We start from the raw sequence: 24,871 nt of genomic DNA, 5'->3' as shown, positions 1-24,871 counted from the left end.
CTACCATCCAAGCAGCTTGCGCAGATATTCACGGCCCATTTTCGCGTATTGCAGCGGATTGGCCTTGGCCGGGTCCTGCTCTGCCTCGATGCAGATCCACCCGGCGAAATCCGCCTCGGCCAACGCATCGAGGATTTCCGGAAAGGTCTCGATGGAGCCGTCACCCGGCACGGTGAAGATCCCCGCCTCGATCCCTTGCTGGAAGGACAATTCTCCCTTGTGAATGTTCGTAACCACCTCGCCGCGAATGTCTTTGAGGTGAACATGCTTGATGCGGTGGGCGTATTTTCTGGCCAGCGCCAGCGGATCGACGCCGGCGGCCGCCTGGTGTGCGGTATCGAGAAGCATGTGGACTAGGCGAGGATCCGTCTCGTCCATGAGCCGGTGGATCGCTTCCGTCTTCATCACCCCGGTTCCGAGATGCGGGTGATAGCAGAGCCGGCGGTTGCGGGCCTTGGCCTTCTCGCCGGCTGCATGCAGGCCTTCGATCAGCTGTTTCCACTGGTCCTCGGAGAATTCGGGGCAATTGGGAAACAGGGCGACCGGAAGCGGATTGACCGCTCCGCCAAACTCGGAGACGACGAGATCGGCCCTGCGCGGATCGTCGCTGCCGCCTTCCATGGCTTCGAGGAAGTCGAGCTGAGCATCGACGCTTTCAAGCGTGTGACGATTCATCGCCTTGATGGTGAAGTAAGTGCTCACCCAAGGCTCGGAAATCCGCAATCCCCTGAGTTCGAGGACGGGGCGCAAGATTTTCAGATCCGTCGGATATTTATGGCCAACGCCGCACCCGACATAGCCGGCGAGCGCCATTTCACTCAGAGCCTGCTCGTAGGGGATGCCGATGTCGATGTCGATGAAATCGTCATTCCACCAGAGCGTGGGGATGACGCCGAGCCAGACCTTAGCGGGCGTCAGTCGATGCAGATAATTCGTCATGGCGTTGATCCAGTTCTTTGAGGACAAGCGGAATTGGCGTCAGGGCAGGTCTCGGAACGGGCGCGTGAGCCGGAATTTTCGGCGGAAAGGCCCAGGAGCCGAAACCCTGCCCCTTGGCGCCCGCAGGGTGGGCTCCGATCGCCTTCCAGAGCAGACCCTCGATATAAGCATCGGGAGAAACGACGAAGGTGGTATTCGCAGGCCTGGGGCCAAAGCGCTCCGTCCAGGCGGTGGACAGCTCGAACCAGGTGCCGGAATACCAGAGCTTGATCAGCGCGCGGGCCACCTCTCCCAGCAATTCATTGCCGAGAATGGTCGTGCGCATGGCGCGGATACGGGCCTCGCTTTCCGGGGGTGGCAGGGCGGTGAAAGCGGCCAGCAGTGCGTCGGTGATCTCGCTGCCGACCACCGTGTCGAGCGTGGCGAGATAGCGTTCTGCCAAGCCGGTTCCCAGAAGATCGAAGTAGGAGAAGGCCGTCAATTCGACGGAAAGACCCAGAAATGGCTCGAAACGGCTGCTCATGCGTTCACCTCCGCCTGCCGGGTGACGACTGGCTGTTTGATACCGCCGGGGATCTCATAGGTGGGGCTGCCGTTCTTACCGGGATGCTTTGGCAGCGGATTGCGGATGAGTTCGAGGATCATGTTTCGGAATTCGAACATCATCGGAACGGCTTCCAGCAGCAGGTTTGGCTGGCCGTTATAGGCACGCGTCACAAGCTGGAGAAATTCGCCATAGCGCGTGTTGAAGGCGATCGCCGCCTCACGCAGTTCCGAACCTTCGAGTATGTCCCCCACTTTCAGGTTCTCTTTTATGGGATAGGCGCCCTCCCAATCGACCTGCAGGTGCGGACCCGTGGGGTGGCCGGGCTGGTCGCCCTTCTGGTAGTAGCGGCCTTTGACCAGTTCCTCGAAACGATAGTAATGGGCCAGTTCGTGGTCGTCATCGTCGTAGATACCGCCGCCGTCGCCTTCGCCCTGTTCGATGATGAGTTCGAGCGCTTCCTGGGCACTTTTCAGATCGGTCACCGCAAACAGCTCGCCGCCGCCGGAGTAATAGTATTCCGAGGTGATCTGGCGCGACCTGTCGCCGGTAAAGATGGTTGTGCCCGCCTCATGCGCTTCGGCTTCCAGGTATTTGATGCCTTCCGCGATGGCCGAGTAGAACTCGCCGATACTGTAGAAATGGAGGTCCTCATGTCTCGGATGGCTGGCGAGCGCGGTGATACCAGCGGGAGTTTTGCGGTGTATCAGGCCCTTGCCGACGAGATGTTCAGGACGCTGGGCCGGCCGCTCGATTTTCAGGAAAGTCGCCAGCGCCTCACGGCCGAATGCCTGGATGCCGACCTTGAAATCGGTCTCGCCGTCCGGCAGGGCGGCGGGATAGCTGGCTACGAAGTCCGGCCTGACAAGATCCGGCTTGCCGCCGATGGCATTGAGAATATTGGCCGCGATCGTCAGATGCAGCATTTCTTCCACGACGATTACGCGCAGAACCTGGGTTGCGTCCTGATTGACGCCGGGCTTGATCGAGTAGAGCGCCGTCAGATACGGCGGAATCGTCGCATGCTCGAGCTGCATCGCCCGGTAGAGAAACTCTTTCAGCTCATCGAGCGTCTTGATACTATAGGAATCCATGCTCATGCTCCGTGAAAGATAAGTTGGGTGCACCGGCCGGCTTCGTGTCACTTGCATCGAACCCATAGGTTCGTTCCGCGCTGGATACCGGTCTTCGTTCAATGCAGAGACTTCAGAATGTCGCGACCGCTTCGGAAGCACATGGCGGCCAGCGTCAAGGTGACATTGGCCGTGCCGATCGTCGGCATGCTGCCGCCGCCCATGAGATAGAGATTTTCGTGGTCCCAGCTGCGCTGGTTCTTGTCCACGACGGAGTTGGTCTTCGTCGTTCCCATGATATGGGTGCCGGCCAGATGATTGCCGCCGCGGATCGCATAGCCTTGTCCCTCATAGGCCACATAGCCGTAATCGCTGGGGTCGTAATGGGTATGGTCCTGCGCGCCCAGGCGGGCAAAGACGGTGCGCGCAAACTGGCGGCCATAGGCGGCACCCTTCATGGTATATTCCGGAACCGTGAAGGACAGGATCGGCCGCATGTTGCCCAGAGCATCGGTATATTGCGGATCGACCGTGATGCGGTTGCTTTCGACGGGCATGACCTCGATCATGAACGCCAGCAGCAACTGCCTCGAAACCTGGTCGACCATGCCGCGCCGAAGATCCGCTCCGTAGAGGTTGCGATCATCCACCAGTTCCAGAAGGTCGGAGGTCGGCGCACCCGTGGCCCAGCCCCAGCCGTCGTTATGGATATCGATGGCGAAGGCGGCCTGCTTTTCCCGGAAAGGGCCGTCCCGCAGGTCGACAATACCGCCCGTCGAACTGGTTCCGCGCATCGTGCCGCAGATCTCCGGCATCAGCGCCCAGTTCAGCAGGTAGGCGTGGTCCATCAGATTGCGTCCGACAAGGCCGCTGGTGCTGCGCAGGCCGGAGGCCAGCATAAGACGCGCGGTTTCGATGGCGCCTGCCGCAAGCACGAAAACCTTGCCCTTGACGGTGATGGTCTCGTGAGCCGGTGAGGCCGGGTCCTTGTAAATCTTGACCTCGAGGGAGCGGACTTTCCCGCTGTCCGGATCGATGTTGACCTTCGAAGCGACCGCCTGCGGCAGCAGTTCTACAAGCCGCTCGCCGCCTTTGCCGTTTGCCGCGAACGCCTTGGCAAGCGTTTTGCCGGAGTGGTAGCGCGCTTGCACGGGACAGAGCGGTACGCAGTTGGTATTGCCCTGGCACCGGCCGCCCTCTTCGACCTGATGCGTATCAACGGCGCCGATTGGACGGTAGCCCTTCCCACCGTCATAGGCCGGGTTGGGTATGCCGTTGCGACCCTGCGGATAGGGCCTGACCTTCAGGGGATAGCTCTTGTCGTAAAGTTCGACACTGGTGCCTTCGATGCCCTTGTTGACCTGCTGATCCAGATAGGAAAGCGGCAGTCCTCGCATGGGAAAGACATAGTCGTCCGGGAAGGTCTGCCCGAGATATTGCTGATCTTCGACATTCGCCGATACGCCGATTTCCCGCTCGGCCAGGCGGTAATCCTCCTCGACCTCCTCAAAGCTCAACGGCCAGTCCAGCCCGTGGCCGAAAAGCGTGCGCGTCTTGAAATCCGAGCGAAGCAGGCGAGGCGTTTTCGCCTCCCAGTGCATGGTCGTTCCGCCGAAAATACGGGTATATACCGTATCGCTGACATAAGGGCCGGATTGAACGATATAGTTCGAACTATCGGTTTCCCCCGCCTGCAGCTTGCGAAGCTGCGGGCTGCGGGGTATGGCCGCGTTCGCATTCAGCGGAAAGGGCGACTGGTTGTCCTTGGAGGCTGCCGAATAGAAAGTCGTCAGCAGATTGTCATAGCCTGCCAGAGTGACATTGGAACCCGTTCCGGCTTCAAGGATAAGGACACGTTTGCCCGCTTCCGCAGCCTGCTTGGCAATGATTGCTCCGGAAATGCCGCTGCCGACGATCACGATATCATAGTCGCCAGACTCTGCGACGGTCTTGGCATCGGCTCTTATTGCCGATTCGAGGGGAAAAAGCACTTTGGTCCTCCATTAATCCCGGAAAGCCGATCAGGGCTTTGCGGATCATGCGTTCTGGACTCAATCGAGATCAGGCCCTACGGCCTTCAATCGTCATGATTTCGGGCCGCGAGAGTTTCGGGGCTTGGACTTGGTGGCCGGGGCGGCGGCGCGGGCTCTGACTGCCGAGAGGAAGGAGGCATAGCTCCAGGTCAGATTCCGGACGCTTTTCTCGTAGCCAACGGTTCCATCGAACTGTTCGCTCAGTTCATAGTAATCGCTGTGGTAGACGATGGCGCGCAGCATGGCGTCAGACGAAGCCCGCAAAGCAGCCGACGCGTCGGCGGCGCTGCTCGATGCGCCAAGTCCCATTTCCGCGAAGAAGGGTTCGGAGAACTGATCGAGGGGGATGGCGCCGCTGGCATCGATGGCATTGGCAAGCCGATATTGAAACTCGGCGAAATTGGCGGTGCACAGAGCCCAGGGATGCCCGCCGGCAACCGGAGCCGCCACATCGCCATCGTAATGGTCGCCTGGATAGCGCCCGAAGAGTGGTCCGAGCCCTTTGGCCGCGTCGGCGCCATTGACCGGGTAATAGTTCGAAGACGAAGGATCGGCCCACTGGCGCCGCAAGATGGCCGCCGTTGCCAGAAGCTTGGTATCGGTTGGCTCGATCCCGCCATAGCAGACCGAAGAGACGATATCGATGTTCGCGTCGTAACCGGCTTGCTCCAGGGCATCCAGAATGCTCACATAGAGCTGCCCGTTCCAGTGGGTTGCCAGCTGGCTTTCCAGCCAGGAGATGGCGCCGGCCACCCCGGCAGGCACCGCAATGCCGATCGTGTTTGTGGAAATTTCCCGGAAAAAGCGGAGCTGTACGGCTCTTGCGAAAAACGAATAGCCCTCATATTCCTCCCAGAGATTTGTGGTCTTGTTCTGGTAAACTTCGAGAAGATAAGCGAGGTTGGCCTGGACCAGTTGTTTGGCGATCGTCTGCGTGGCGCCATCCAGCTGATCGAACAGGGTGAGGATCGCAATCGACTGAATGGCCGGCCCGTCATTCTGCTCCGACCACGGACGAACCTCGCCGGTGATGGTGAAGCAGGCGTGGCCAAGTGTGACGGTGTCGGAATTCTTCGCATTCGCCTGGCAGAGCGCGGCGAAGTTCACGTAGTCGACCAGGCTCGGCAAAACTCCGCCCGGAATGGGTAACAAGCCGGCAAGCGCGATCTCGATGGCCGTAATGGCCCCGTCGCGGACCCAGTTGAAAACATAGTCCTGGTCGACACCCGGCGTGTTCGCTGGATAGGAGGGTGCGGCGATGACGCAGCCCGGGGCCGAAAAGACGCCGGGCGATGTGGGATCCTCGATGACATAGCCATCGCTGGTGATGTTGCGCATCATCAGAAGAGAAAAATAGCGCGACAATGCGACCAGATCCGTCTGCGCGAAGGCAGGCCTCGGTTTGACTGTAGGCGCATTGGCGCCGATATGGGCCGGGTTCGCACCCGTCATTGACTGACTCCAAAGCGCAACTGTCATTGACAGACTCCAAGATCGGTTGAGACTTGCCGGGACCAGATCGACAAAATATTCCGGACCGGATGAGCGAAATATTGCGGCCGAATGGGTGTCGAGAGTGAACACAAGGTCTCTGCGGAGGGCAGGGTGCTTGCCGTCTGCCCTCGCTGCAATTGAACCTTTAACTAGAAAGATTGCCGATGATCCGCCGTTTATCAACCTGAAGATGTTGAGCTCAGCTCAAATAATCTTAGAGAATTGCGCCTGGCGTTACGCGTGCTCCGGCGGGATGGATTCGACCAGCCCGACGAGATTGGACCGTGTTGCCGCAGACCGGTTGCGCAGCGCCAGAACCATTTGCAACTCCGCGGCGGAGATCGCGCTGTTCCTATGCCAGTCCATCGTGCCGCGCCCGAGCAGCAGCCAATCGAGGGAGACATCCAGCAGATCGGCGAGCGCGCAGGCGCTTTCCAGTGAAGTATGTCCGCCATTCTGCCACCGTGAGACGGCGGCGACGGACACGTCCAGTTCGGCTGCCAGGGCGTGAACTTTCCGGAACTTGCCGCGAGATATCGCCTCTCGAATACGTCTGCCGCGCGCCATGTCGTGGGTCATCAACAATCCTCCCCGTTGTTGCGTCAAATTGCCAAGAGCTTCCGATCGACGAACATCAGAAACTTCTTATGGAAGGGGAAGGCAAAGCCAAGCACCGGTCAACCTGGTGAAATATCCAGATTGCTCCGGCTCGGCTTCCTGTTGTGAAACGTCAGCACATCAGGAGGGACGGATATGTTGCGGATACTCACCAAAGACATGCTCGAGACCGATCGACGTGCTTTCGATGAAATGTTTCGGGCTCGCGCCGCCGTTTTTCGCGATCGGCTGGGATGGCAGGTCGATGTCCGTGATCAATGGGAGAGGGACCGATATGACGAGGCCGAAGATCCCGTCTATCTCGTCACGCAACGACCTTCCGGCACGCTGACGGGTTCGCTGCGCCTGCTGCCGACCACCGGAGCGACGATGCTCAAAAGCGAGTTCCGGCATTTCTTCGATCAGCCTATCGACGTCGATAGCCCGACGACCTGGGAATGTACCCGCTTTTGCCTTCATCCGCATGCCGGACACATGGAGCAATCGCGCGCAGTCGCCACGGAGCTGCTCTCCGGGCTTTGCGATCTTGCCCTCGACACCGGTATCGAGAGCATTGTCGGCGTCTATGACGCCGCGATGGTTGCTGTGTACCGAAGGATCGGCTGGAGGCCGATGCCGCTTGCCCGATCCCGGCCCGAGATCGGCAAGCTGTATGTTGGCCTATGGGATGTGACGGCGGACAATTGTCGGACACTGCGGGCCAACCTGTACCGGCTTCTCGAGCAAGCCTCTCCCAATCCTGCCAGAGCCCCTGTCAATGGTGGCATGGGATAGGCTCAGCGCGGTCCGCCGCCCAGCATAGGATGGATCTCGCGAGTTCTTTGACCTGTTCTTCATGTCGCGTCATGGTTGCCACAAAAAGCTGCTGTTCTCGGTAATCGGGAAATGTTACCATGGCGAGCAGTTATGAAACAACGCAACCACGAGTCCATCTCATGCTGAGCAGTTCTCGTTTTTTCTACTGTCTGGACCGGATCTCCGCGTCGCCGACATTGCAGGATCTGGAAACAGCGCTGGACGAAGTCCGCCACATCTATGCGATATCGCATATGGTTTTGCATGTGACCCGTTCATCGGGGGCAACGGTCAGCAATCCATTGCTGATGCTGACCTATCCGCCCGAGTGGGTGAAACAATATCGTGACCGGGACTACTTCAGCATCGATCCGGTCGTGCGTCTGGGCCGGCGCGGCTTCCTGCCCGTGGAATGGTCCGCATCAAAATGGGATTCAGGCCGAGCCTATGGCTTTTTCAAGGAGGCGATGGCCTTCGGTGTCGGCCGGCAAGGCGTTACCCTGCCGGTGCGGGGACCTCAGGGGGAGCGATCGCTGTTTACCGTGACCTCCAATCACCCCGACGCCTATTGGCGGCAGTTCCGTATGGACTGCATGCGCGACCTCCAGTTTCTCGCCCATCATCTCCACGACAGGGCCATGGTGCTGGCCGGCATGAGGGAGATTGCGGATGTTGCGCATTTGTCGCGCCGCGAACTGCAATGTCTGGAGATGACGGCCAGCGGCTTTCTGGCAAAGCAGATTTCCGCCCGGTTGTGCATTTCGATCAGTGCGGTGCAGCTCTATCTCGCCTCGGCGCGCCGGAAGCTGACCGTTGCCACCACGAGCGAGGCGGTCGCCAAGGCCACTGCGCTGGAGTTGATCTAGGCTAAGCGGATGGCGGTTCAGCGCCTCCCCCGCGTGCGCGTCGCCAGAACATTGCGGATCGAGAAGCTGGAATGAATCCGGAGGACGCCGGGCAAGGTCGACAATATCTCCTTGTGAATCCGTTCGAACTCGCCCGCACTGGCAACCTCCACGCGCAGCAGGTAGTCAGATCCGCCCGTCATCAGAAAACATTCGCGGATTTCCGGATGCCGACGCACCGCCGCTTCGAAGCGATCGAGATGATCCTCCGTCTGCCGTTCGAGGGTGATGTTGATAATCACGGCGATCATGTCATCCGCATTGCCGGTATCCACCAGCGCCGTATAGCCGCGGATGACGCCTGATTTTTCCATGATCTTGATGCGTCTGAGGCAGGCCGACGGCGAAAGGCCGATCTCGGCGGCGAGTTTGGCGTTGCTCATACGCGCGTCAAGACGCAACAGCCTGAGGATATTGCGGTCGAGCGTGTCGAGGGCGGGCATGACGGTTTCCTTCACATCTCGGCTAATTATGCGAATTATATGCAGTATGCGCAATAATAAGCGACAAGATCGTCGGCAATTTCGCTCATTATTTCATAAGCTCTGATATCGAGATGGGGTGGACATGGATAGCGATATTTTGGTTTCCCGCAGACGCACCGCTACGATCACGCAGGGAGCCACGGGCTATCTGACGATCGATCTTGCCGCGCTCGGCCGCAATTATTCGAAGCTTGCATCGATGCTCGCGCCGGTCCGCGCGGGCGCCGTCGTCAAGGCAGACGCTTATGGTCTCGGCGCCGAGCGGGTCGCCCAAACGCTCTACGATCAGGGCTGCAGGCATTTCTTCGTCGCCCAGTTCGTCGAGGCCGTGAGGCTGCGGCCGGCTCTTGCTAAGGCTGCGCAGATATTCGTGCTGAACGGCTTGCAGCCCGGCAGCGAGCTCGCCTGCGCCGAAAGCGGCATCGTTCCGGTTCTCAATTCGCTCGCGCAGTGGCGGCAATGGTCGGAGACGGCGCGCCGGTTGAAGCGCAGCCTGCCGGCCGTTCTGCAGTTTGACACCGGCATGTCGCGGCTCGGTTTTCCCGAGGAAGAGAGAGCCGAATTGGCGGCAGCCATCCGCGACGGCGCCAATGTCGAAATCCTGTTCATCATGAGCCACCTGGCCTGCGCCGACGACCTGGAGAGCAGCCAGAACGGCGAACAGATTGCCGAGATGGCGCGCATTGCCGATGAATTTCCCGGTTTCGACATCTCCTTCGCCAATTCCGGCGGCGTCTTTCTCGGCGATGCCTATCATGGTGTGCTCGCCCGCCCGGGCATCGCCCTTTACGGCGGCGCACCGAATGCCGGCGGCAAGAACCCGATGGAACCGGTCCTCAGGCTGGATGTCGCGGTCGTGCAGACGCGCACCGTACCTTCAGGCACCAAGATCGGCTATGGCGGCGCGTATGTGACGCGCAGCCAAACCCGCCTCGCCACCATTGCCGCCGGTTACGCCGACGGCCTGCCGCGCAGTCTCGGCGACCGCGGCGCCGTTTATCACAAGGGCACCCGTCTGCCGATCGTGGGGCGCGTGTCGATGGACAGCGCGACCGTCGACATCACTGCTTTGCCCGAAGGGGCGCTGAGCCTCGGGAGCCTCGTCGAAGTGCTTGGTCCCAACCAGACGCTCGAAGACGTGGCTGGCGATGCCGGAACGATATCTTACGAAATACTAACCGGTTTGGGCGATCGTTACGACAGGCACTATTGCTGAGAGCCGGCCGGCATTGTTCTTGAGGAAATCATGAAAGTCATTGTTCTGGGTGCCGGCATCGTCGGCGTCACATCCGCCTATCAGCTGGCCAAATCAGGTCATGAGGTCACCGTCGTCGACCGGCAATCGGGGCCGGCGCTGGAGACGAGCTTTGCCAATGCCGGCGAAGTCTCCTTCGGCTATTGCTCGCCGTGGGCGGCACCCGGCATTCCGATGAAGGCCATGAAATGGCTGTTCATGAAACATGCGCCGCTCATCCTGCGCCCGAAATTGGACATGGCCATGCTCTCCTGGATGGCGAGGATGCTGTCCAACTGCACCTCCGAGCGCTATGCAATCAACAAGAGCCGCATGCTGCGCCTTGCCGATTATAGCCGCATCGCGCTCGCCGAGCTTCGCGCCGAAACCGGCATCGCCTATGACGAACGCATGCAGGGAACCCTGCAGCTGTTCCGCACGCAGCAGCAGCTCGATGCCTCGGCGAAAGACGTCAAGGCGCTCGCCGCTGACGGCATTCCCTATGAGGTGCTGGACCGGGACGGCTGCATCCGGGTCGAACCGGCGCTGAAGCACGTGCGCGACAAGATTGTCGGCGGCCTTCTGACGCCGAAAGACGAGACCGGTGACTGTTTCAAATTCACCAATGCGCTGGCCGTCAAAGCCGATGCGCTTGGCGTCCGCTTCGCCTATGGGACGACGATCAAGGCGCTGGATGTCGAAGGAGGCCGCGTTCGCGGGATTGTCACCGACCGCGATCCCGATCGCGAGCGCGAACGCATGGACGCGGATGCCGTGGTGGTTGCCCTCGGCAGCTATTCGCCGCTGCTGCTCAAGCCCTTTGGAATCAGCCTGCCGGTCTATCCGGTCAAGGGCTACTCCCTCACCATCCCGATCACCGATGCGTCGCGCGCGCCGGAATCGACCGTCATGGACGAAACCTACAAAATTGCGATCACCCGGCTCGGCGACCGCATCCGCGTCGGCGGCATGGCAGAGATATCAGGCTATACCAATGATCTCGGGCTCGCTCGCCGCAGCACGCTCGAACATTCCGTCACCGATCTCTTCCCCGGCGGCGATGTGTCCAAGGCCTCCTTCTGGTCCGGCCTGCGGCCGATGACACCGGATGGAACGCCGGTCATCGGCCCGACGAAGATCGGCGGCCTCTTCCTCAATACCGGTCACGGCACCCTTGGCTGGACCATGAGCACGGGGTCGGCAAGGCTCATCAGCGACCTCGTCAGCGCCCGTACCCCTGAGATCGATTCGCGGGATCTTGCGGTCAGCCGCTACGCGTGAAATCCCGGCGAAGTAGCGCAAAGAAAGAAGAGTATTATCCCAGAGAATAACTATACTCGTGGGAAATTATCGTGAGGTGGTGAATGTCCGTTGGTTCCGATGCGCCCCTCCCTTATCCGGCCGGGCAAAATTCGTCATTTTGGGAAACGGCATACAGCGGAACAGACCCGGATGCCCTCTCGGAGATATTGTCGACATCGGCCTCTCCGATCAAGGCTGCCGCGCAAGCCAATTCCTCCATCGCATATCGCTGCAATTTCGTCTCGGCGGGGGATCTGACCATAGCCGACTGCGCCTATGACGGCGCAATCTCGCTCAGGCGGGAGGCGCCGAGCAGCAAAGTGATCATATTCCTGCCGGTTGAGGGAAATGCAGTCTTCGATGCCGGACAGGAACCGATCCATTCCGTTCCGGGTCGCGGCGCCATCCTGGGAGCGGGTCGCGCCACCGGCGCCCGTCTGCTCGGCTCTCGCCGCCATCTCGGCTTATTCGTCGATCAGGCGAGGATCAACGGGCAACTCACGCATATGTTCGAGCGAACGATCACCGGTGATGCCGGTTTTCTTCCCCATTTCGACCTGACGGCTGGCCCGGGGCTGTTGTTGCGGCAACTCGTTGCGAACCTGTATCGTGGACTTGGCGGGGGCGGGCTGCTGCAGGAATCGCCGCTGGCCGTCAGCGCGCTCTGCGACGCGGCGATCTTCCTGCTTCTCGAGACCTTTCCGCATCGCTATTCGAACGAGCTGGCGCTTCCTGCGCCTGCGCCGGCTCCGCGCCATGTGAAATGGGCCATCGATTTCATGCATGCGCACATCACGGAACCGATCTCGCTGAATGAGATCGCGATGGCAGCCAAGGTGAGCATTCGGACGTTGCAGCAGGGCTTCCGGCAGTTCAGGAACACCACTCCGATCGCCTATCTCCATGAAATCCGCATGGTCGCCGCCCGTCGAGACCTCGTCGAACCCGGTGCGAAACCAGCTGTCGCCGATGTCGCGCTCAGATGGGGATTTACCCATCTCGGGCGTTTTGCCGCCGAATACAAGAAGCGTTTCGGCGAGCTGCCGTCGCAGACGCTGAAGCGCTGAACTCCGCCTCGGCGTCCCAGACGGTTCCATCGGCGACGGACCGAGCGTCCGATCGCCGACGGCAAATGCTCTAGGCCGCGCGTTTCAGGGCCTCCCCAAGCGTCGAGACGAGCGTGTCGATCTGCTCCTTCTCGATGATCAGCGGTGGAGACAGAGCGATGATGTCGCCGGTCACGCGGATCAGCAGCCCCTTGTTGAAGCAGTCGACGAAGACATCGTAGGCGCGCTTTCCGGCAGCACCGTCACGCGGCGCCAGTTCGATCGCGCCGACCAGGCCGAGATTGCGGATGTCAACGACGTGCGCGAGGCCCTTCAATGAGTGCAGGGCGTCCTGCCAATATTCGGCCAGGTCGGATGCACGCGTCAGCAGCCCTTCTTCCTCGTAGATTTCGAGGGTGGCGAGCCCTGCGGCGCAAGCGACCGGATGGCCGGAATAGGTGTAGCCGTGGAAGAGTTCGATCGCAGTATCGGGTCCGACCATAAGTCCGTCATGGACCTTACGGCTGGCAAAGACCGCGCCCATGGGTACGGCGCCGTTCGTCAGGCCCTTCGCCGTGGTGACCAGATCGGGAACGACGCCGAAATAGTCGACCGCGAAAGGTGTGCCGAGACGACCGAAGCCGGTGATGACTTCGTCAAAAATCAGCAGGATGCCGTACTTGTCGGCGGTCGCGCGCAGCCTTTCCAGATATCCCTTCGGCGGCAGGACAACACCCGCCGATCCCGACATCGGCTCGACGATGACAGCGGCGATGGTTTCGGCGCCGTGCAACTGCACCAGGCGTTCGAGATCGTCGGCCAGTTCGACGCCATGCGTGGGAAGCCCCTTTGAAAAGGCATTGCGCCCGATATCCAGCGTATGGCGCATGTGATCGGCCGGGATCTGCGGGAAGACCCGCCGATTGTTGACGAGGCCACCGACGGAAATGCCGCCGAAGCCGACGCCGTGATAGCCTTTTTCACGGCCGATGATCCGAGTGCGGGTGCCCTGGCCGATGGCGCGCTGGTAGGCGATGGCGATCTTCAGAGCCGTGTCGACCGATTCCGAGCCCGAGCCGGTGAAGAAGACCCTGTCGAGCTTGGCGTTAGCGCCGCCCGGTGCGTTCGCAGCGAGCTTGGCGGCGAAGTCGAAGGCGATCGGATGCCCCATCTGGAAGGTCGGCGCATAGTCGAGCGTGGCAAGCTGCCGCTCGACCGCCTGGGCGATCTTCCTGCGGCCGTGGCCGGCGTTGCAGCACCAGAGCCCGGCCGTGCCGTCCAGCACCCGGTTTCCATCGACGTCGGTGTAATACATCCCTTCGGCAGCGGCCAGCAGGCGCGGCGCGGCCTTGAATTGCCGGTTGGCGGTGAACGGCATCCAGAAATTTTCGAGTACGGGCGCATTCGTCTTGCTGATCTGGTCCATCCTGGCCTCCTTTGAAATCGCCTGGAGAATGGCAATTTCAATCTTTCAAACAAGTCCTTTTCTTCGGTGATGCAAGTTATTGAAATTGAACAATGAAGAAGATAGGTTTTGCGATATTCTGGACAACGCAAACGGATCCATCATGTCAGTCGACATCGGCAGCCGCCTTCGCCACCTGCGCATCGCTCACAAGCTTTCCCAGCGTGAGCTCGCCAAACGCACCGGTGTACCGAATTCGACGATCTCACTGATCGAATCGAATGCCTCCAATCCTTCGGTCGGAGCTCTGAAGCGAATCCTCGATGGCATTCCGATCGGGCTGGCGGAATTCTTCGCCTTCGAACCGGAGCGTCCGAAAAAGGCCTTTTACGCCGCCCAAGAACTGGTGGAGATCGGCAAGGGTGCCATTTCCTACAAGCAGGTCGGCGAAACCCTGTTCGGGCGCAGCCTGCAGATCCTGAAGGAATGCTACCAGCCGGGTGCCGACACCGGAAAAATTCCCCTTGTTCACGAAGGGGAGGAGGGCGGAATCGTGCTCTCGGGAAGACTCGAGGTCACGGTCGACGACGAGCGGCGGATCCTTGGGCCGGGAGACGCTTATTATTTCGAAAGCCGGCGCCCGCATCGGTTCCGCTGCGTCGGACCGGTGCCCTGCGAGGTTATCAGCGCCTGCACGCCACCGACCTTTTAACGCAATTTCAGAATGCGTGCAGTGTTTTCGGAAGGATGATCCCGAGGCGGATCGGTAAGGATCCGCCTTCGGCGGTTGATCTTGACTTAGTCGTTCGCCGATACCTTGACGCCGAGCACCGTAGGAATGGTGTTCGGCGCGCCCATGGCAGCACCGACAATCATCGGCACCGGAACCGGCTTTTCCGGGGCGGCGCTGATCGTCAGGCTCTTCGGCCCGTCGAGATAGGTGTTGAGGGCCGCCGATATCTGGTTTTGCAGTTCCGGCATGTTGAGTTGCGCCATCATCATCGGAACCAGCGCCTTCAGCGATTGCGCCAGCTCGTCGCCCGTGACGCCCTGCTTCGCGCCGGCATAGTCGAGCGCCTTTTTGGTGATCGAGGCATCGTCGAAGCGGATCGAGGCGCTATTGAACGTCAGCTGCTGCATCAGGCCCATCATCGCAAGTCCGGCGGCCTGGTTGGCCTCTTCCTTGTTCGGATTGGCTTCGGCTGTCTTGACCGCCTCCTGCAGCGATTTGATGAAGCCGAGCGTATAACCCGAGAAGTCCACGGCGAAGTTCAGCCGGCCGACATTCTTGAAATCGAAAGCATATTCGTCGAGGACAACCTTGCCGCTTTCGACTTCCCAGCTTCCCTTCATCGTCATAGTGCCGTCGAGCGTCGTCAGTCCGAGCTTCTCAATGGCCTCCTTCGCAGCCGCGTCCTCGACCTGCGACAGGTCGGCCTTGAAGCCGGCGACATTGGCGTCATAGGCAAAGCCGCCGTCCTGGCGTCCCATGTTTGCCTCGATACCGTCGATCGCAAGCACGTCCTTGCCCTTGATGTTGAGGGCGATCGGCCCAACGCTGGCGTTCTCATAGAGAAGGATGTCGTCCAGCGTCTCGCCGGTCGCATTGGCGGGAATCGTCAGGCCGGTGAACAGAATCTCCTTGGCGGAAAAGCGTCCTCCTTCCTGGCTGATATCGACATCCGGGAAGGAAAGGGTCTTGGCGTAATAGGCGCCGCCTTCTTTTTCCTCGACGCCCTCGAAGGTGAGGTCGCCGATCTTCAGCGGGTCGCCGGGCAGGTTCGCAAATCCCACCTGGACGCCTGTTGCCGTCACCGTGTCGCCGTCGACTTCGGCCTTCTCGAAGGTGATGACCGTGCCGCCGGCATTGGTCGCGGCGCTGAGCTTTTTCATCATATCGGCGCCGTCGAGGGCGAGCGCCGGGCCGGCCAGCGTCAGGAACGCGGTGCTTGCCATCATCAGGCGGAAATTGCGCATAGGCTTCATGGAGATGTCCTTGTGTGGAAAGTGGATGCGGGGAAATTCATGGAATATGCCCCGCCGCGCCTGCTCGCAGAGCGGCCGGGACGTCACGGTTCGTCAGATCAGCTAATTGGGGGTGATGCGATCGGGATCGGCCGGAACCGGCTGGCCGGAGACATTCGGCCAGCCCGCCGCCGGTGGGCGGGCGAGGATATTTTCTCTAGCAAAAGTAGTTTCGTGACTCATCGTCAGAGCTAAATTGCATTTCTTCAATTATTGCAACCGCGATTTTTGATGGTGGAGCGGAAATCAGTCAGGCTTGTCGGCGACGCCGACGCATTCCAGGATCGTGGTGCGGCAAACACCCGCCTCCCGCTGTGGTCGAGGCTGGGCGCGCCAGTTCTGGTAGGCGATCCGGAATTCGATATCTTTGTAAAAATAGGTCCTGGCTTTCTGTCGCGAGCGGCTCCTGTTCAACGCATCGGCCGTGACCACGACATGGGTGGCAAGCCGTTTGAATTGCCATGGCGGCGTGCGTCGCTCCTTCTCGATCACCTCGACGTGGTAATAGGGATCGTCTTCCCCGGGATCGGGAGCCGTGTGGACGGTGGCCCAACGGACGGTCCGAGGTGAGACGGAGAGAATAATGGCGGAAATGGGCGGTCGCTCCACCGGTTCGGCGCGGGCTAAAATCGCCTGGCCCAAAATCGCGGCGACTGTGAAAAGGACGGTAAGGGATATTCGCTTAGGGTGCATGCGCTTCAGTCGCTGCGGCCCTCGATGCGGGCGAGCACACCGTCGAGTGCCGCGGTCAGCGCAGCGAGGCCGCCCTTCTTGTCAACGTCGGAGAGAACCTGCTCGTTCAATCCGCCCTTGGTGGCGAATTCGCGGCTTAGCGCGCTGAACGGCTCGGTGCCTGGGCTGTTGGCCTTCTGCGCCAGGCTTGCGAAAAGCGGCGCGATGTAGGCATTTGCTTTCGGCCTTTCCAGGCCGCTTTTTTCCAGCCAGACGGCTGTGGTTTCCATGATGCCGAAATAGGTCGACATCAGTGCGCTCGCCGCCGCGAGCAGATCATATTCCTTTCTCGACTGGCACTGGACGGCGGTTCCGAGCGTATCGAACAGCGCCGCGACGGCGGCATCCGGCGGGAGGATGGCGGTGACGCCTTGCCGCTGCGCAACGAAAGGCAGGGGGATGGCCTGGACGAGGTGCACGTCGGTGCCGATCCAATCGAGAAGAGCCTGGCGCTCGGTCGCGGCTACGAGGCTGACGACCACCTGGCCGGTTCTGAACGAAAGCGCCCGTACGACCTCCTCGGCGATCTGCGGCCGGATCGCCAGGAACACCATGTCGCTGCGATCGACGACAGTCTGGTTGTCCCCGGCAATCCTGACGGCGGCGAACTCCTGGGCCAATGTCGCGGCAATGTGTGCGCTCCGCGGCGATACGTGGATCTCGGAGGCGTAGGCCGGTGCGGCCAGAAGCCCGCGAACCATCGCTTCGGTGATCGCGCCGGTGCCGACGAATCCAATGCTGTTGATCATCACGTCGTTACTCCGCAGCTCGCAGCGGTCCCAGCGCGACATCCGTCGTGTAGTTCTCGCGCATGAAGTTGATGAAATTATCCTGGAACTGGCGCGTATGGGCGTGGGCGAGCTCGTCGGCCAGATCAACGTTCTTGTCCCTGATCGCGTCGAGCATCAGCGTGTGCTCGTCGGTCAGCAGATAGCCTTCGTGCGTCCGCTCCAGATATTCGAAATGCAGGTGCAGCATGCGCTGGCCCTGCGACAGAAGCTTCTCGTAGAATGAGGCCAGATACTGATTTTTTCCGGCATGGGCGATCGCCATGTGGAATTCCTTGTTGGCTTCCGACATGGCGAGGTGATTGCCTGTCTTGACCGCAGCCTCAAACGACTTCAGCCGTTTGGCGATGATCTTCAGGTCGGCTTCCGTTCGGAGCGCTGCGGCAAGCCGCGTATTCATCCGCTGCGCGATGTCGAGCGCCTCGACATATTTCGGAAAGGTCGCGACTTCGATCGGCGCGACGATCGTGCTGCGGTTGGAAAGCGTCACCACCAGCTCGTCGGCGCACACTTAAGTTCCTTTCTCCAGAGGCCAGGTCCATTGGGCCAGAAAAACAGCGTGTCGGCAATTTAATTTTTCCGCTTGACTTTGTCGACACGCTGTTGACATGCCTCCGGTCAGTCACATGAAATCGCTGCTCGAACATCTGCCAGGGAAGACGTCCGTTTAGCAGTCAGTCTCCGCTATCCTCGTGATGGCCTCAAACACGGCGCGGGACATCTTCAGCCCTTCCGGTGCAGGCCTCGGATATTCGATGCCGCTGAAGCCGGGTACGAAGACGCCGTGGTCCTGCAGGCGGTCGGCCTGGCGGCGCGCGCGTTCGACAAGGCCGTCGCCGGGGCGCCTCGGCATCATTGCGACAATTGTCGACCCGACAGCGGGGCTGGCGCTCCCCGATCTGAAAGACGGTGTATCCAATCACCAGGGGCGACGGGACAGGCCGGCCGACAGCATTTCCACCATCAGCGCCACATTAGCGCCCTTGCGCCCGCCGAAGTGAAGGAGAGCTCCGCCGCTCTTGCGGCATCCTGAGTTTCCTGTCCCGCTTCATCGACGGCCCATCCCTCCGGGATGCTGCGTCCCTCCGCCGCGGCTGCGGCGACGTTGACATAGGCGGTCGCGCTCGACGCCTGGTCGATGAGGAGCGGGGGCGATCCGTCGCCAAGCGGAAAGCCGAAGGCCATCGGATTCGTACTGTAGACGGCGGGGCCGCCCGCTTTGGCGACCACCATGGCATTGGCGTTGGTTGCGGCGATGCCGACGATCCCTTCGCCGGCGAGACGGCGAACGTAATAGCCGAGTTCTCCTGTGGTATAGCTGTTCGTTTGCGTGAAGACCGCGACCCCGAGCGTACGCACCGCTTCGACCAGATCCTTGAAGGCAAGTTCGAAACCGAGCTGCGCTATCCCCCGATCGGCGTCCGCGGCGAAGAAGGCGGGGTAAGGACGCTCACAGGTGGGAGCGGGGTCGCGATTGATGCGGCCCTCGCGGAAGCTGTCGAGGTAATCGACGAAATGCGGAAACCCGACGGCCGGGGGTCCATAAAGCGCGGCGGACAAGGTGGCGTCCACGAGGGAACGGGCGGTGGCTTCGCTGGCGCCTGCCGCCCGGCAGGCGCGCATCGCCAAGCTTTCGGCTTCCGCCAGATCGAATAGAACCTCATCCGACATCTTGAATCTGCTCCTGTTTCTCTCCTTGCAGACCGACCGGTCCGGGCCGTTCAGAGGTTTCTTTACCAAAGGTGGCGACGCGCTGACAGGGAAAATGTACAGGCGTGTCCATTTTCCTGCTACTCAGTTGACAAGCCTATGTTTAAGGGCGCGACGCATCGCCTGTGCGATGATCCCGCTTTCGTTTCGGATGTCATGTGTTTACAAGCGGAAGCTGTAAAGATTCGACCGAACGGAGGCATTGATCTTGCATATCGTGCGTCGCGCGCTGTTGGGGTCTCTATGGGCCCTGATCGGCTGGAAACCTTCTTTCGCTATCGACACCGGCCCGGAAACAACCACCCAGGAGGAGGCGTCGTCGGTGACACCCCGGCATGTCCTCTGCTTCCTCGGGCGGGATCGCGACCTCTGCCAATTGTCCGAAGCGGCGGCCAAAGCCGTCCGTGATTTCGCCACCGGCTTCAGCGTCGATGAGGATTATTCGCAGGCAGAGCCGGATGACCGCATGAACCGGTCATTCGATGTCTGCTGGGATCGGGTCGAACCCGATGCATGGAACGAGGCGGACGAGAAAGCCGTCGCCGATCATCAATCCGTCCTCTATGTCCTCGGGCCGAGCATGGCGCGAGCAGACACCGTCGAGGTGTCGATGACGGCCCTGCGCCTCGTCGAGCGGTTGATCGAGGCGGGAGCTGTTGCCGTCAAGGGCGAAAGCGCCGGTATCGCACATGGATTGGATCGATGGAGAGAGCTGATCGGCCAAGGCGTCGAGGCGCAGAACGCCGGCGATCCGCTCGCCCAGCAGCGCGTCGGTCGCCTGGCCTTCGCAAAGCGGCCGCTCTCGGCGCGCGGTTATCTGGAAAGCGTCGGCTTCCATCTCGTGGGGCTGCCGGATGTCTATGTTCCGGAGACGGCGGGCAGCGAAAGGCAGGTCGTTGCCATCATCGATGCAGTTGCCGACGAGATCGGCAAGCAGGGTCTCGATCGGACGCTCAAGGCGCGGGGCGCAAGCCTCTCCTTCGATTCCACCTATGACGTGGACGAGTTCAAGTTTAATCCCTACGGCATCGTCAAGGTCGCCGGGTGAGCCGGCCCCATCTCGGGTAATTGGCCTGCGACAGGGCGAAGCGCTGGATCGGCTCTGCAGCGACTCGCGCATACGCCTGTCATTCAATCGGTCTGCTGTTCCAACGTCTGGGCAAGCTCCTCATAGTGGCGCGCGGATCCCGCGTTCTTCTCGGCCGCATATTTGGCTCTGGCGAGCCGCGCAGCCTTGGCCGCGATACGAAAGGCGTCTATCCTGTCCTGCGGATCGGGATCGGCTTGCCCGCCGATGTCGCCATCGCTGAAACTGCCCGCCCTGTATCCATCGGCGAGATCGATGATCCCGATCTCGGGAATCCCGTCCTTCATCCTGCCGAAGAAGGCCGGTCCGGCCTTGTCGCCATCCCGGCGGCGCAGCATTCCTTCCCCCGACGCCTTGCCGTCGACGCAGGCGCCGATCCAGAAGGTCGGTCCGGCAGTCAGGGAAGCCGGCGCTACGAAGCTGCAATGGCTGCCCGGATCTTGCGACCATTGTCCGTCCTCGGGCGCCGCGCTGGCATGACGTGAATATAGGATGGTTGCGAGGACGAAGGGCGCGATAAGAGGCAAACGCCACACCCCGCTGAAAACTCTTCCTGCCGTCACTTTACGCCGCTCCCATTCACAATCATTCATTGCATTTGCCGTGAGAAGCCAATAGGCCAAGCCGCGAGCAATGCATCATTGTCGACGGGACGGCAAGCGGTCGGGATCTCACAATCCGCCGGCCACGAACAAATAGTCTAGTTGTAACTTATCGTGTCGCTCACGCGCGGGCGATTGAAGAAATGGTGGTCGAAGCTGTAGCCGTTCTGTCCGGTGAAGTTCGAGAAAAACGCCGACACCGGTGTCGTCAATGTGTATTGTACCCGCGTCAGCACCACCTGGACGCTCGTCTCCTGGATCTTCGTCGGTATGTCGATCGCGCTTGCCGTGCCAAAAGCGAGCGACGTGGTGTTGAACGCGGCGGACCAGTTGACCGTCGCTTTGCCGCTGTTGTCGATATCGTTGACCGTGACCGTGATCGTCAGCCCAGTGGTCTCATAGGGTTGCAGGATGAAGCTCGCGCCGGAAAGAAGCTTGGTCACGTCGGTCTTCGTCCAGGTGCTCTGCTGCGCGATCATGTCGCCTGTACTGGAAGCGATCTCGTCTATTTTGCGGCTGACGGTGAGGGCATGGCCGAGATCGACGGTGCCGAACAGCAACACGATCAGGATCGGCAGCACCAGTGCGAATTCCACGCCCGAAGCGGCCGTGCGGTCGCATGCGAGGTGACCGATGCAGGACCGGGTGAGGCTGAGAAGGGCGAGGTTCCGTTTCGTGATCATGTCAGAAGGGCTCATTGCGAAACAGCGCTGAGGACCCAAGGAGATAGCGGCCGTCCGAAAGTTTGGCGCTCGACAGGCTGAAGAAATTGACGGAGGCTGCCCAGGGCAGAAACGCCTGCACCAGAATGTAATCGCTGCCCTTGCCGATATCATAAGTCTCGGTGACGGCGAGATTGCCGCTGTCGTCGATCGGATCGGCGCGAGTGGCGGACGACAGGTCGGAAAGCACGTTGACTTTGACGACGAGACCACTCGAGCAACTGAAGGACAGAAGCATGTCGTCGCAAATTTTGCTCTTGAAAGTGGCCAGTGTGATCTTCGATGACGCCACCTCGCCGGTACGGATCATCCGGGAGATTTTATGAACGGAAGCGTCCAGCGAGGAGTTGACGAAGAACATCAGCGACACTTCGATGATGCCGAAGATCATGATGAAGAGCGGCAGGGCCAGGATCGCAAATTCGATCGCAGCCACCCCCTTGCGATCGCCGAGCAGGCGGCGAAGCAGTGCAAAGCGGTTTCGTGCGGTCATTGGGTCAGCCGGACGGAAGAGAGATATTGAGTGAAGAGCGTCGACAGGCCTGCTGTGATTTCCGTCGACGACGATGCCGATATGAACAGGCTCTTCGACGATGCGCAGTCGGCAAGCGCGTAGGGAATATAATCGCGTCTCGTAGTGCTGGTCGACACGCCGCTGTCCATGGTGCCGCCCCAGGTGCTCTTCCACTTGGCGCTCGCCATGGTCGAGCCGACGGTTGCGTTATAACCCCAGTCCGAGGTGATCGGCAGATATTCGGTATAAAGCACGGCCATCGTATTGGATTGATTTTTCAGATAGCCGCACCAATCGGGGTTGAGCGGCGCCACCTTGTTCCAATACGAGCCGGAGATCGCCTTCCCGCTCGACCATACTACTCCGTCGGTCACCCATTCGCGCTTCGACTGAACGCCGTCCGTCAGCAGGAGAACCAGCTTGAGTGGGGAGCCCGAGGACGTCCCGTCCCCTCCGGCGCCGACTTTCTGTTTAAGCGTCGCAAGCGAAACGTCGAAATAGGTGGCGGCCTTCGAGGTCGCACTGGTGAGGCCGTAGCTGGCGTCAGCGAGGCGGGTGCGCGCCGTATCCGTGCTCAGCGTGGGGGCGAGAACCTCCGAAAGTGTATCTCCCAGGCTGTATAATCCGACTTTGATGCGTTCATGATTCTCGTCGGATTCGTCGATCATGTCGAGCACTTCACGGACGGCGTCGCCAGCTACGTCGGCGCGCAGCTTTATCTTCTTTGCCGTGCTGTACGCGTAGTTGTTGGCGTATTTCGTCTTTCCGACAGTGTGCGCATCACCCGTGTGGCAGGCAAACTGGCATCCGATACCGGAATACATGGTCGACTGGCCGGACGTCGTTGCCGCCAGCAGCATCGACGGCGATGTGTCGATGACGACATAGACATTGAGATAGGACGTGGCGGGGCCTTTGACGGCGCTTGCGACGCTGACGGGAACGGTCTCGATGTTGGCGATCTTCATGAATGTCGTCGGAACGGTCCCGTTCGCCGTCGCCGTGATGTTGTGGTTCACGGTATCGATGTCGATATCGCCAAGCGTGTAGCTATTGTCCACCTGTGCGTGGAACCAGTCGGAAACTTTCTCCTTAAGAGCGTCGGTATCCTCGGTGTTGTTGATCTGCTTGACCGCGGCGATCAGGGCCGCGTCAAGGTCGCTCTGCATTCTCTGCCGGACATTGTAGCTCCGGATATAGTCGAAGCTCGCACCGACTGCGACGAGCATCGGCACGAGGCTGAGGGCAACGACGATCCCGACGTTGCCGCCTCTGTCCCTTTCAAGACTACGGAGGGCGCCCGTAATTCGAGCAAGTGAGTATGAAAGAGCCGACTTCAAAAGACACCGTGACGCAAGACAAAAAATAGCAAAAGCAAGATGTATCTCGAAAACTTGAGGGTTTGTTAAATTCCCAATTTCCGGTAGAAGATGCACTGTCGGCACGCCGTTTGCTGCGCTTATTGGACATGGTCGCGAATTATGGATATTCGCTACGCTGTCGGCGCATGCGGAGGAGCCTCTCTCAGCGCTGCACCAGCAGGTCGTGCAGGCGTCTTTGAACCTCCTGCGAAGACATGTTCCTGTTATTGAAAAAGTCTCCCACCGCGGCAATCCCAGCCTTCCGACATCTGGGTCGGTACGGCCTGCGATTGGGCGCTGACTTCACCCTTCTTGGCCTTGATCATCTGCAATCCGAGCTTGCCGCAATGATCGAGCTCCGGACGAATCGACGTCGGTGCGGACCGGCGCCGCCCCGGTAGTTTTCGCGAGGCCGGCCGGCGCAGCAAGCATTCGGTTGCCGCAGAAGCCGGTTCCGGCTTGGCACAGAGATAACCTTGGGCGGTCTCGCATCCGGCGCTAAGCAGGAAAGCGCGCTGCACCTCGTCTTCAATGCCTTCGGCGGCGGGATTTCACCGGTCCCGCCGCTTGCCTCGTGCACGGAAGCATCCCGCCGTCGGCGAGGCCGACAAGGTCGCGGCGGTCCGCGCCGCCGTCTGGAATGCTTGATGATTTCGAGACGAACATACGGTCTGCCTGCCTCGCGTTGCAGCGTCCAAGCAATCGCGTGCTGATACCGGATCTCACGATGTCTGGCGAAGGGCTGCGATGACGCGGTCGCCCATGGAGGCACAGCGGGCGCCGTCGAAGGGGAACAGCGCAGAGAAAGCGCCGGAGAGCTGTTTTTCGATCGACTGGCGCATCAGCTTGCGCGCCCGATGCAGCCGGGTCTTGGCGGTTTCAGGTTTGATGCCGAGATAGGATGCGGCCTCCTCCGTGCTCATGCCCTCGACCTCGCGCAGCACGAAGATGGCGCGAAATTCGTCCGGAAGGTCGTCGACGGCCTGTTCGAGAAGATGCCGCGCCTGGCTTCGCGACAGCTCGCTTTCGGGATCGGTTGCCGAGAGCGAGGAGGGGAACTGGAGGACTTCGCCACCCCGCGATGTCGTCTGCATGTCGATTTCCTCAAGCCCGGTGGTGTTCTTTCGTGCGCGAACGCGGCCCAGCGCCTCGTTAAGCGTTATCCGGGTCAGCCATGTCGAGAGCTCGGCCTCGCCGCGGAATGTCGCCAGATTGGTGAAGGCCTTGACATAGACGGCCTGCACGACGTCTTCCGCTTCCCAATCGCTCCGGATGATGGCGCGCGCGGTGCGGAACAGGCGCCGGTTGTGACGCTGCACAATGGCGCGGATGGCGGGCTCGTCACCCTGCTTTGCAAGGGACACGAGCTCGGCATCGGGAATTGCTGATATGTTCTGGGGGCGTCGGGCGACCGGATCGGCAATTGCTGTCATGCAAATCTCCGCATTGCTTTGGAT

Annotated in this window: 23 protein-coding genes and 2 pseudogenes; 7 read left to right on the top strand and 18 right to left on the bottom strand. The window is 60.5% G+C overall.

Features of this window, described 5'->3' with window-relative positions; genetic code table 11:
* From iolE to RHE_RS28725, 6 genes are all read right to left on the bottom strand, one after another.
* Window positions 1-939 carry a myo-inosose-2 dehydratase gene (iolE, locus tag RHE_RS28750; RefSeq protein ID WP_042120014.1) on the bottom strand — a complete coding sequence of 313 codons (939 nt, stop codon included), beginning with the start codon at window positions 937-939 and terminating at the stop codon, window positions 1-3.
* Window positions 905-1,462 (bottom strand): hypothetical protein, encoded by a 558-nt coding sequence (locus RHE_RS28745; protein WP_011428750.1) that lies wholly within the window; start codon window positions 1,460-1,462, stop codon window positions 905-907. Before RHE_RS28745 ends, iolE begins: the two co-directional genes overlap by 35 nt.
* On the bottom strand, window positions 1,459-2,577 hold the full coding sequence (locus RHE_RS28740; protein ID WP_011428749.1) for a ferritin-like domain-containing protein: 1,119 nt from the start codon (window positions 2,575-2,577) through the stop codon (window positions 1,459-1,461). Before RHE_RS28740 ends, RHE_RS28745 begins: the two co-directional genes overlap by 4 nt.
* Before the next feature lie 98 nt (window positions 2,578-2,675).
* Entirely contained in the window at window positions 2,676-4,547 is a 1,872-nt protein-coding gene (locus RHE_RS28735) for a GMC oxidoreductase (RefSeq protein ID WP_011428748.1), read from the bottom strand.
* A 93-nt stretch (window positions 4,548-4,640) separates the two neighbouring features.
* Window positions 4,641-6,068, bottom strand: a complete 1,428-nt coding sequence (locus RHE_RS28730) for a glycoside hydrolase family 15 protein (RefSeq protein ID WP_011428747.1) — start codon at window positions 6,066-6,068, stop codon at window positions 4,641-4,643.
* A gap of 249 nt (window positions 6,069-6,317) precedes the next feature.
* Complete coding sequence (locus RHE_RS28725) at window positions 6,318-6,662, bottom strand: helix-turn-helix domain-containing protein (protein ID WP_011428746.1); 345 nt, start codon at window positions 6,660-6,662, stop codon at window positions 6,318-6,320.
* 174 nt (window positions 6,663-6,836) lie between these two features.
* Between RHE_RS28725 and RHE_RS28720 the strand changes: the two genes are divergently transcribed.
* Both RHE_RS28720 and RHE_RS28715 read left to right on the top strand, forming a co-directional pair.
* Window positions 6,837-7,475: an acyl-homoserine-lactone synthase gene (locus RHE_RS28720; protein WP_011428745.1), complete on the top strand. Its 639-nt coding sequence runs from the start codon at window positions 6,837-6,839 to the stop codon at window positions 7,473-7,475.
* Window positions 7,476-7,636: 161 nt separating this feature from the next.
* Window positions 7,637-8,362, top strand: a complete 726-nt coding sequence (locus RHE_RS28715; protein WP_011428744.1) for a helix-turn-helix transcriptional regulator — start codon at window positions 7,637-7,639, stop codon at window positions 8,360-8,362.
* Between the two features lie 17 nt (window positions 8,363-8,379).
* Here the strand turns inward: RHE_RS28715 and RHE_RS28710 are convergent, their stop codons facing one another.
* A complete protein-coding gene (locus RHE_RS28710; protein WP_011428743.1) occupies window positions 8,380-8,844 on the bottom strand; it encodes an Lrp/AsnC family transcriptional regulator in 465 nt (154 codons plus the stop codon).
* Window positions 8,845-8,968: 124 nt separating this feature from the next.
* Here RHE_RS28710 and alr point away from each other — a divergent pair, with 124 nt between their 5' ends.
* From alr to RHE_RS28695, 3 genes are all read left to right on the top strand, one after another.
* A complete protein-coding gene (gene alr, locus RHE_RS28705) occupies window positions 8,969-10,102 on the top strand; it encodes an alanine racemase (RefSeq protein WP_011428742.1) in 1,134 nt (377 codons plus the stop codon).
* Window positions 10,103-10,132: 30 nt separating this feature from the next.
* A complete protein-coding gene (locus RHE_RS28700) occupies window positions 10,133-11,401 on the top strand; it encodes a D-amino acid dehydrogenase (RefSeq protein WP_011428741.1) in 1,269 nt (422 codons plus the stop codon).
* A gap of 83 nt (window positions 11,402-11,484) precedes the next feature.
* Window positions 11,485-12,489: an AraC family transcriptional regulator gene (locus tag RHE_RS28695; protein WP_011428740.1), complete on the top strand. Its 1,005-nt coding sequence runs from the start codon at window positions 11,485-11,487 to the stop codon at window positions 12,487-12,489.
* A gap of 70 nt (window positions 12,490-12,559) precedes the next feature.
* On the opposite strand, the gene RHE_RS28690 is transcribed toward RHE_RS28695, so the two are convergent.
* The gene (locus tag RHE_RS28690) at window positions 12,560-13,894 is read right to left on the bottom strand and encodes an aspartate aminotransferase family protein (protein WP_011428739.1); all 1,335 of its coding nucleotides are present in this window, start codon (window positions 13,892-13,894) and stop codon (window positions 12,560-12,562) included.
* Between the two features lie 142 nt (window positions 13,895-14,036).
* Here RHE_RS28690 and RHE_RS28685 point away from each other — a divergent pair, with 142 nt between their 5' ends.
* Entirely contained in the window at window positions 14,037-14,585 is a 549-nt protein-coding gene (locus RHE_RS28685; RefSeq protein WP_042120060.1) for a cupin domain-containing protein, read from the top strand.
* A gap of 86 nt (window positions 14,586-14,671) precedes the next feature.
* Here the strand turns inward: RHE_RS28685 and RHE_RS28680 are convergent, their stop codons facing one another.
* From RHE_RS28680 to RHE_RS28660, 5 genes and pseudogenes are all read right to left on the bottom strand, one after another.
* Window positions 14,672-15,859 (bottom strand): hypothetical protein, encoded by a 1,188-nt coding sequence (locus RHE_RS28680; RefSeq protein WP_011428737.1) that lies wholly within the window; start codon window positions 15,857-15,859, stop codon window positions 14,672-14,674.
* Between the two features lie 285 nt (window positions 15,860-16,144).
* Window positions 16,145-16,507 carry a DUF5086 family protein gene (locus RHE_RS28675; RefSeq protein WP_244425818.1) on the bottom strand — a complete coding sequence of 121 codons (363 nt, stop codon included), beginning with the start codon at window positions 16,505-16,507 and terminating at the stop codon, window positions 16,145-16,147.
* Window positions 16,508-16,596: 89 nt separating this feature from the next.
* Window positions 16,597-17,382, bottom strand: coding sequence for a pyrroline-5-carboxylate reductase (locus RHE_RS28670; protein ID WP_086005060.1), 786 nt, complete (start codon window positions 17,380-17,382; stop codon window positions 16,597-16,599).
* Between the two features lie 4 nt (window positions 17,383-17,386).
* Window positions 17,387-17,923, bottom strand: a pseudogene (locus tag RHE_RS28665) (GntR family transcriptional regulator); the annotation flags it as partial.
* 162 nt (window positions 17,924-18,085) lie between these two features.
* A pseudogene (locus RHE_RS28660) lies at window positions 18,086-19,089 on the bottom strand (Ldh family oxidoreductase).
* A 247-nt stretch (window positions 19,090-19,336) separates the two neighbouring features.
* Between RHE_RS28660 and RHE_RS28655 the strand changes: the two are divergent.
* A complete protein-coding gene (locus RHE_RS28655; RefSeq protein WP_042120059.1) occupies window positions 19,337-20,176 on the top strand; it encodes a hypothetical protein in 840 nt (279 codons plus the stop codon).
* 83 nt (window positions 20,177-20,259) lie between these two features.
* On the opposite strand, the gene RHE_RS28650 is transcribed toward RHE_RS28655, so the two are convergent.
* The 5 genes from RHE_RS28650 to RHE_RS28625 form a co-directional block, all read right to left on the bottom strand.
* Window positions 20,260-20,808, bottom strand: coding sequence for an MORN repeat-containing protein (locus RHE_RS28650; RefSeq protein ID WP_011428731.1), 549 nt, complete (start codon window positions 20,806-20,808; stop codon window positions 20,260-20,262).
* A gap of 107 nt (window positions 20,809-20,915) precedes the next feature.
* The gene (locus tag RHE_RS28645; protein ID WP_011428730.1) at window positions 20,916-21,500 is read right to left on the bottom strand and encodes a TadE/TadG family type IV pilus assembly protein; all 585 of its coding nucleotides are present in this window, start codon (window positions 21,498-21,500) and stop codon (window positions 20,916-20,918) included.
* A 1-nt stretch (window position 21,501) separates the two neighbouring features.
* Window positions 21,502-22,032, bottom strand: a complete 531-nt coding sequence (locus tag RHE_RS28640) for a TadE/TadG family type IV pilus assembly protein (RefSeq protein WP_020919489.1) — start codon at window positions 22,030-22,032, stop codon at window positions 21,502-21,504.
* Window positions 22,029-23,393, bottom strand: coding sequence for a TadE/TadG family type IV pilus assembly protein (locus tag RHE_RS28635; protein WP_042120012.1), 1,365 nt, complete (start codon window positions 23,391-23,393; stop codon window positions 22,029-22,031). Before RHE_RS28635 ends, RHE_RS28640 begins: the two co-directional genes overlap by 4 nt.
* A gap of 743 nt (window positions 23,394-24,136) precedes the next feature.
* Window positions 24,137-24,847: an RNA polymerase sigma factor gene (locus RHE_RS28625; RefSeq protein WP_011428727.1), complete on the bottom strand. Its 711-nt coding sequence runs from the start codon at window positions 24,845-24,847 to the stop codon at window positions 24,137-24,139.
* Window positions 24,848-24,871 lie beyond the last annotated feature (24 nt).

The organism is Rhizobium etli CFN 42, from assembly GCF_000092045.1.
Lineage (GTDB): Bacteria > Pseudomonadota > Alphaproteobacteria > Rhizobiales > Rhizobiaceae > Rhizobium > Rhizobium etli.
Note: the sequence above shows the minus strand (reverse complement) of the source record. Positions and strands in the feature narration are given on the sequence as shown.

Bases quoted from the DNA above. Each gene is read 5' to 3' on its own strand.
- RHE_RS28715 (WP_011428744.1), top strand. From the start codon at position 7,637: ATGCTGAGCAGTTCTCGTTTTTTCTACTGTCTGGACCGGATCTCCGCG.
- RHE_RS28645 (WP_011428730.1), bottom strand. From the start codon at position 21,500: ATGATCACGAAACGGAACCTCGCCCTTCTCAGCCTCACCCGGTCCTGC.
- alr (WP_011428742.1), top strand. From the start codon at position 8,969: ATGGATAGCGATATTTTGGTTTCCCGCAGACGCACCGCTACGATCACG.
- RHE_RS28680 (WP_011428737.1), bottom strand. From the start codon at position 15,859: ATGAAGCCTATGCGCAATTTCCGCCTGATGATGGCAAGCACCGCGTTC.
- RHE_RS28745 (WP_011428750.1), bottom strand. From the start codon at position 1,462: ATGAGCAGCCGTTTCGAGCCATTTCTGGGTCTTTCCGTCGAATTGACG.
- RHE_RS28685 (WP_042120060.1), top strand. From the start codon at position 14,037: ATGTCAGTCGACATCGGCAGCCGCCTTCGCCACCTGCGCATCGCTCAC.
- iolE (WP_042120014.1), bottom strand. From the start codon at position 939: ATGACGAATTATCTGCATCGACTGACGCCCGCTAAGGTCTGGCTCGGC.
- RHE_RS28625 (WP_011428727.1), bottom strand. From the start codon at position 24,847: ATGACAGCAATTGCCGATCCGGTCGCCCGACGCCCCCAGAACATATCA.
- RHE_RS28640 (WP_020919489.1), bottom strand. From the start codon at position 22,032: ATGACCGCACGAAACCGCTTTGCACTGCTTCGCCGCCTGCTCGGCGAT.
- RHE_RS28740 (WP_011428749.1), bottom strand. From the start codon at position 2,577: ATGGATTCCTATAGTATCAAGACGCTCGATGAGCTGAAAGAGTTTCTC.
- RHE_RS28720 (WP_011428745.1), top strand. From the start codon at position 6,837: ATGTTGCGGATACTCACCAAAGACATGCTCGAGACCGATCGACGTGCT.
- RHE_RS28710 (WP_011428743.1), bottom strand. From the start codon at position 8,844: ATGCCCGCCCTCGACACGCTCGACCGCAATATCCTCAGGCTGTTGCGT.
- RHE_RS28725 (WP_011428746.1), bottom strand. From the start codon at position 6,662: ATGACCCACGACATGGCGCGCGGCAGACGTATTCGAGAGGCGATATCT.
- RHE_RS28690 (WP_011428739.1), bottom strand. From the start codon at position 13,894: ATGGACCAGATCAGCAAGACGAATGCGCCCGTACTCGAAAATTTCTGG.
- RHE_RS28695 (WP_011428740.1), top strand. From the start codon at position 11,485: ATGTCCGTTGGTTCCGATGCGCCCCTCCCTTATCCGGCCGGGCAAAAT.
- RHE_RS28730 (WP_011428747.1), bottom strand. From the start codon at position 6,068: ATGACAGTTGCGCTTTGGAGTCAGTCAATGACGGGTGCGAACCCGGCC.
- RHE_RS28650 (WP_011428731.1), bottom strand. From the start codon at position 20,808: ATGAATGATTGTGAATGGGAGCGGCGTAAAGTGACGGCAGGAAGAGTT.
- RHE_RS28700 (WP_011428741.1), top strand. From the start codon at position 10,133: ATGAAAGTCATTGTTCTGGGTGCCGGCATCGTCGGCGTCACATCCGCC.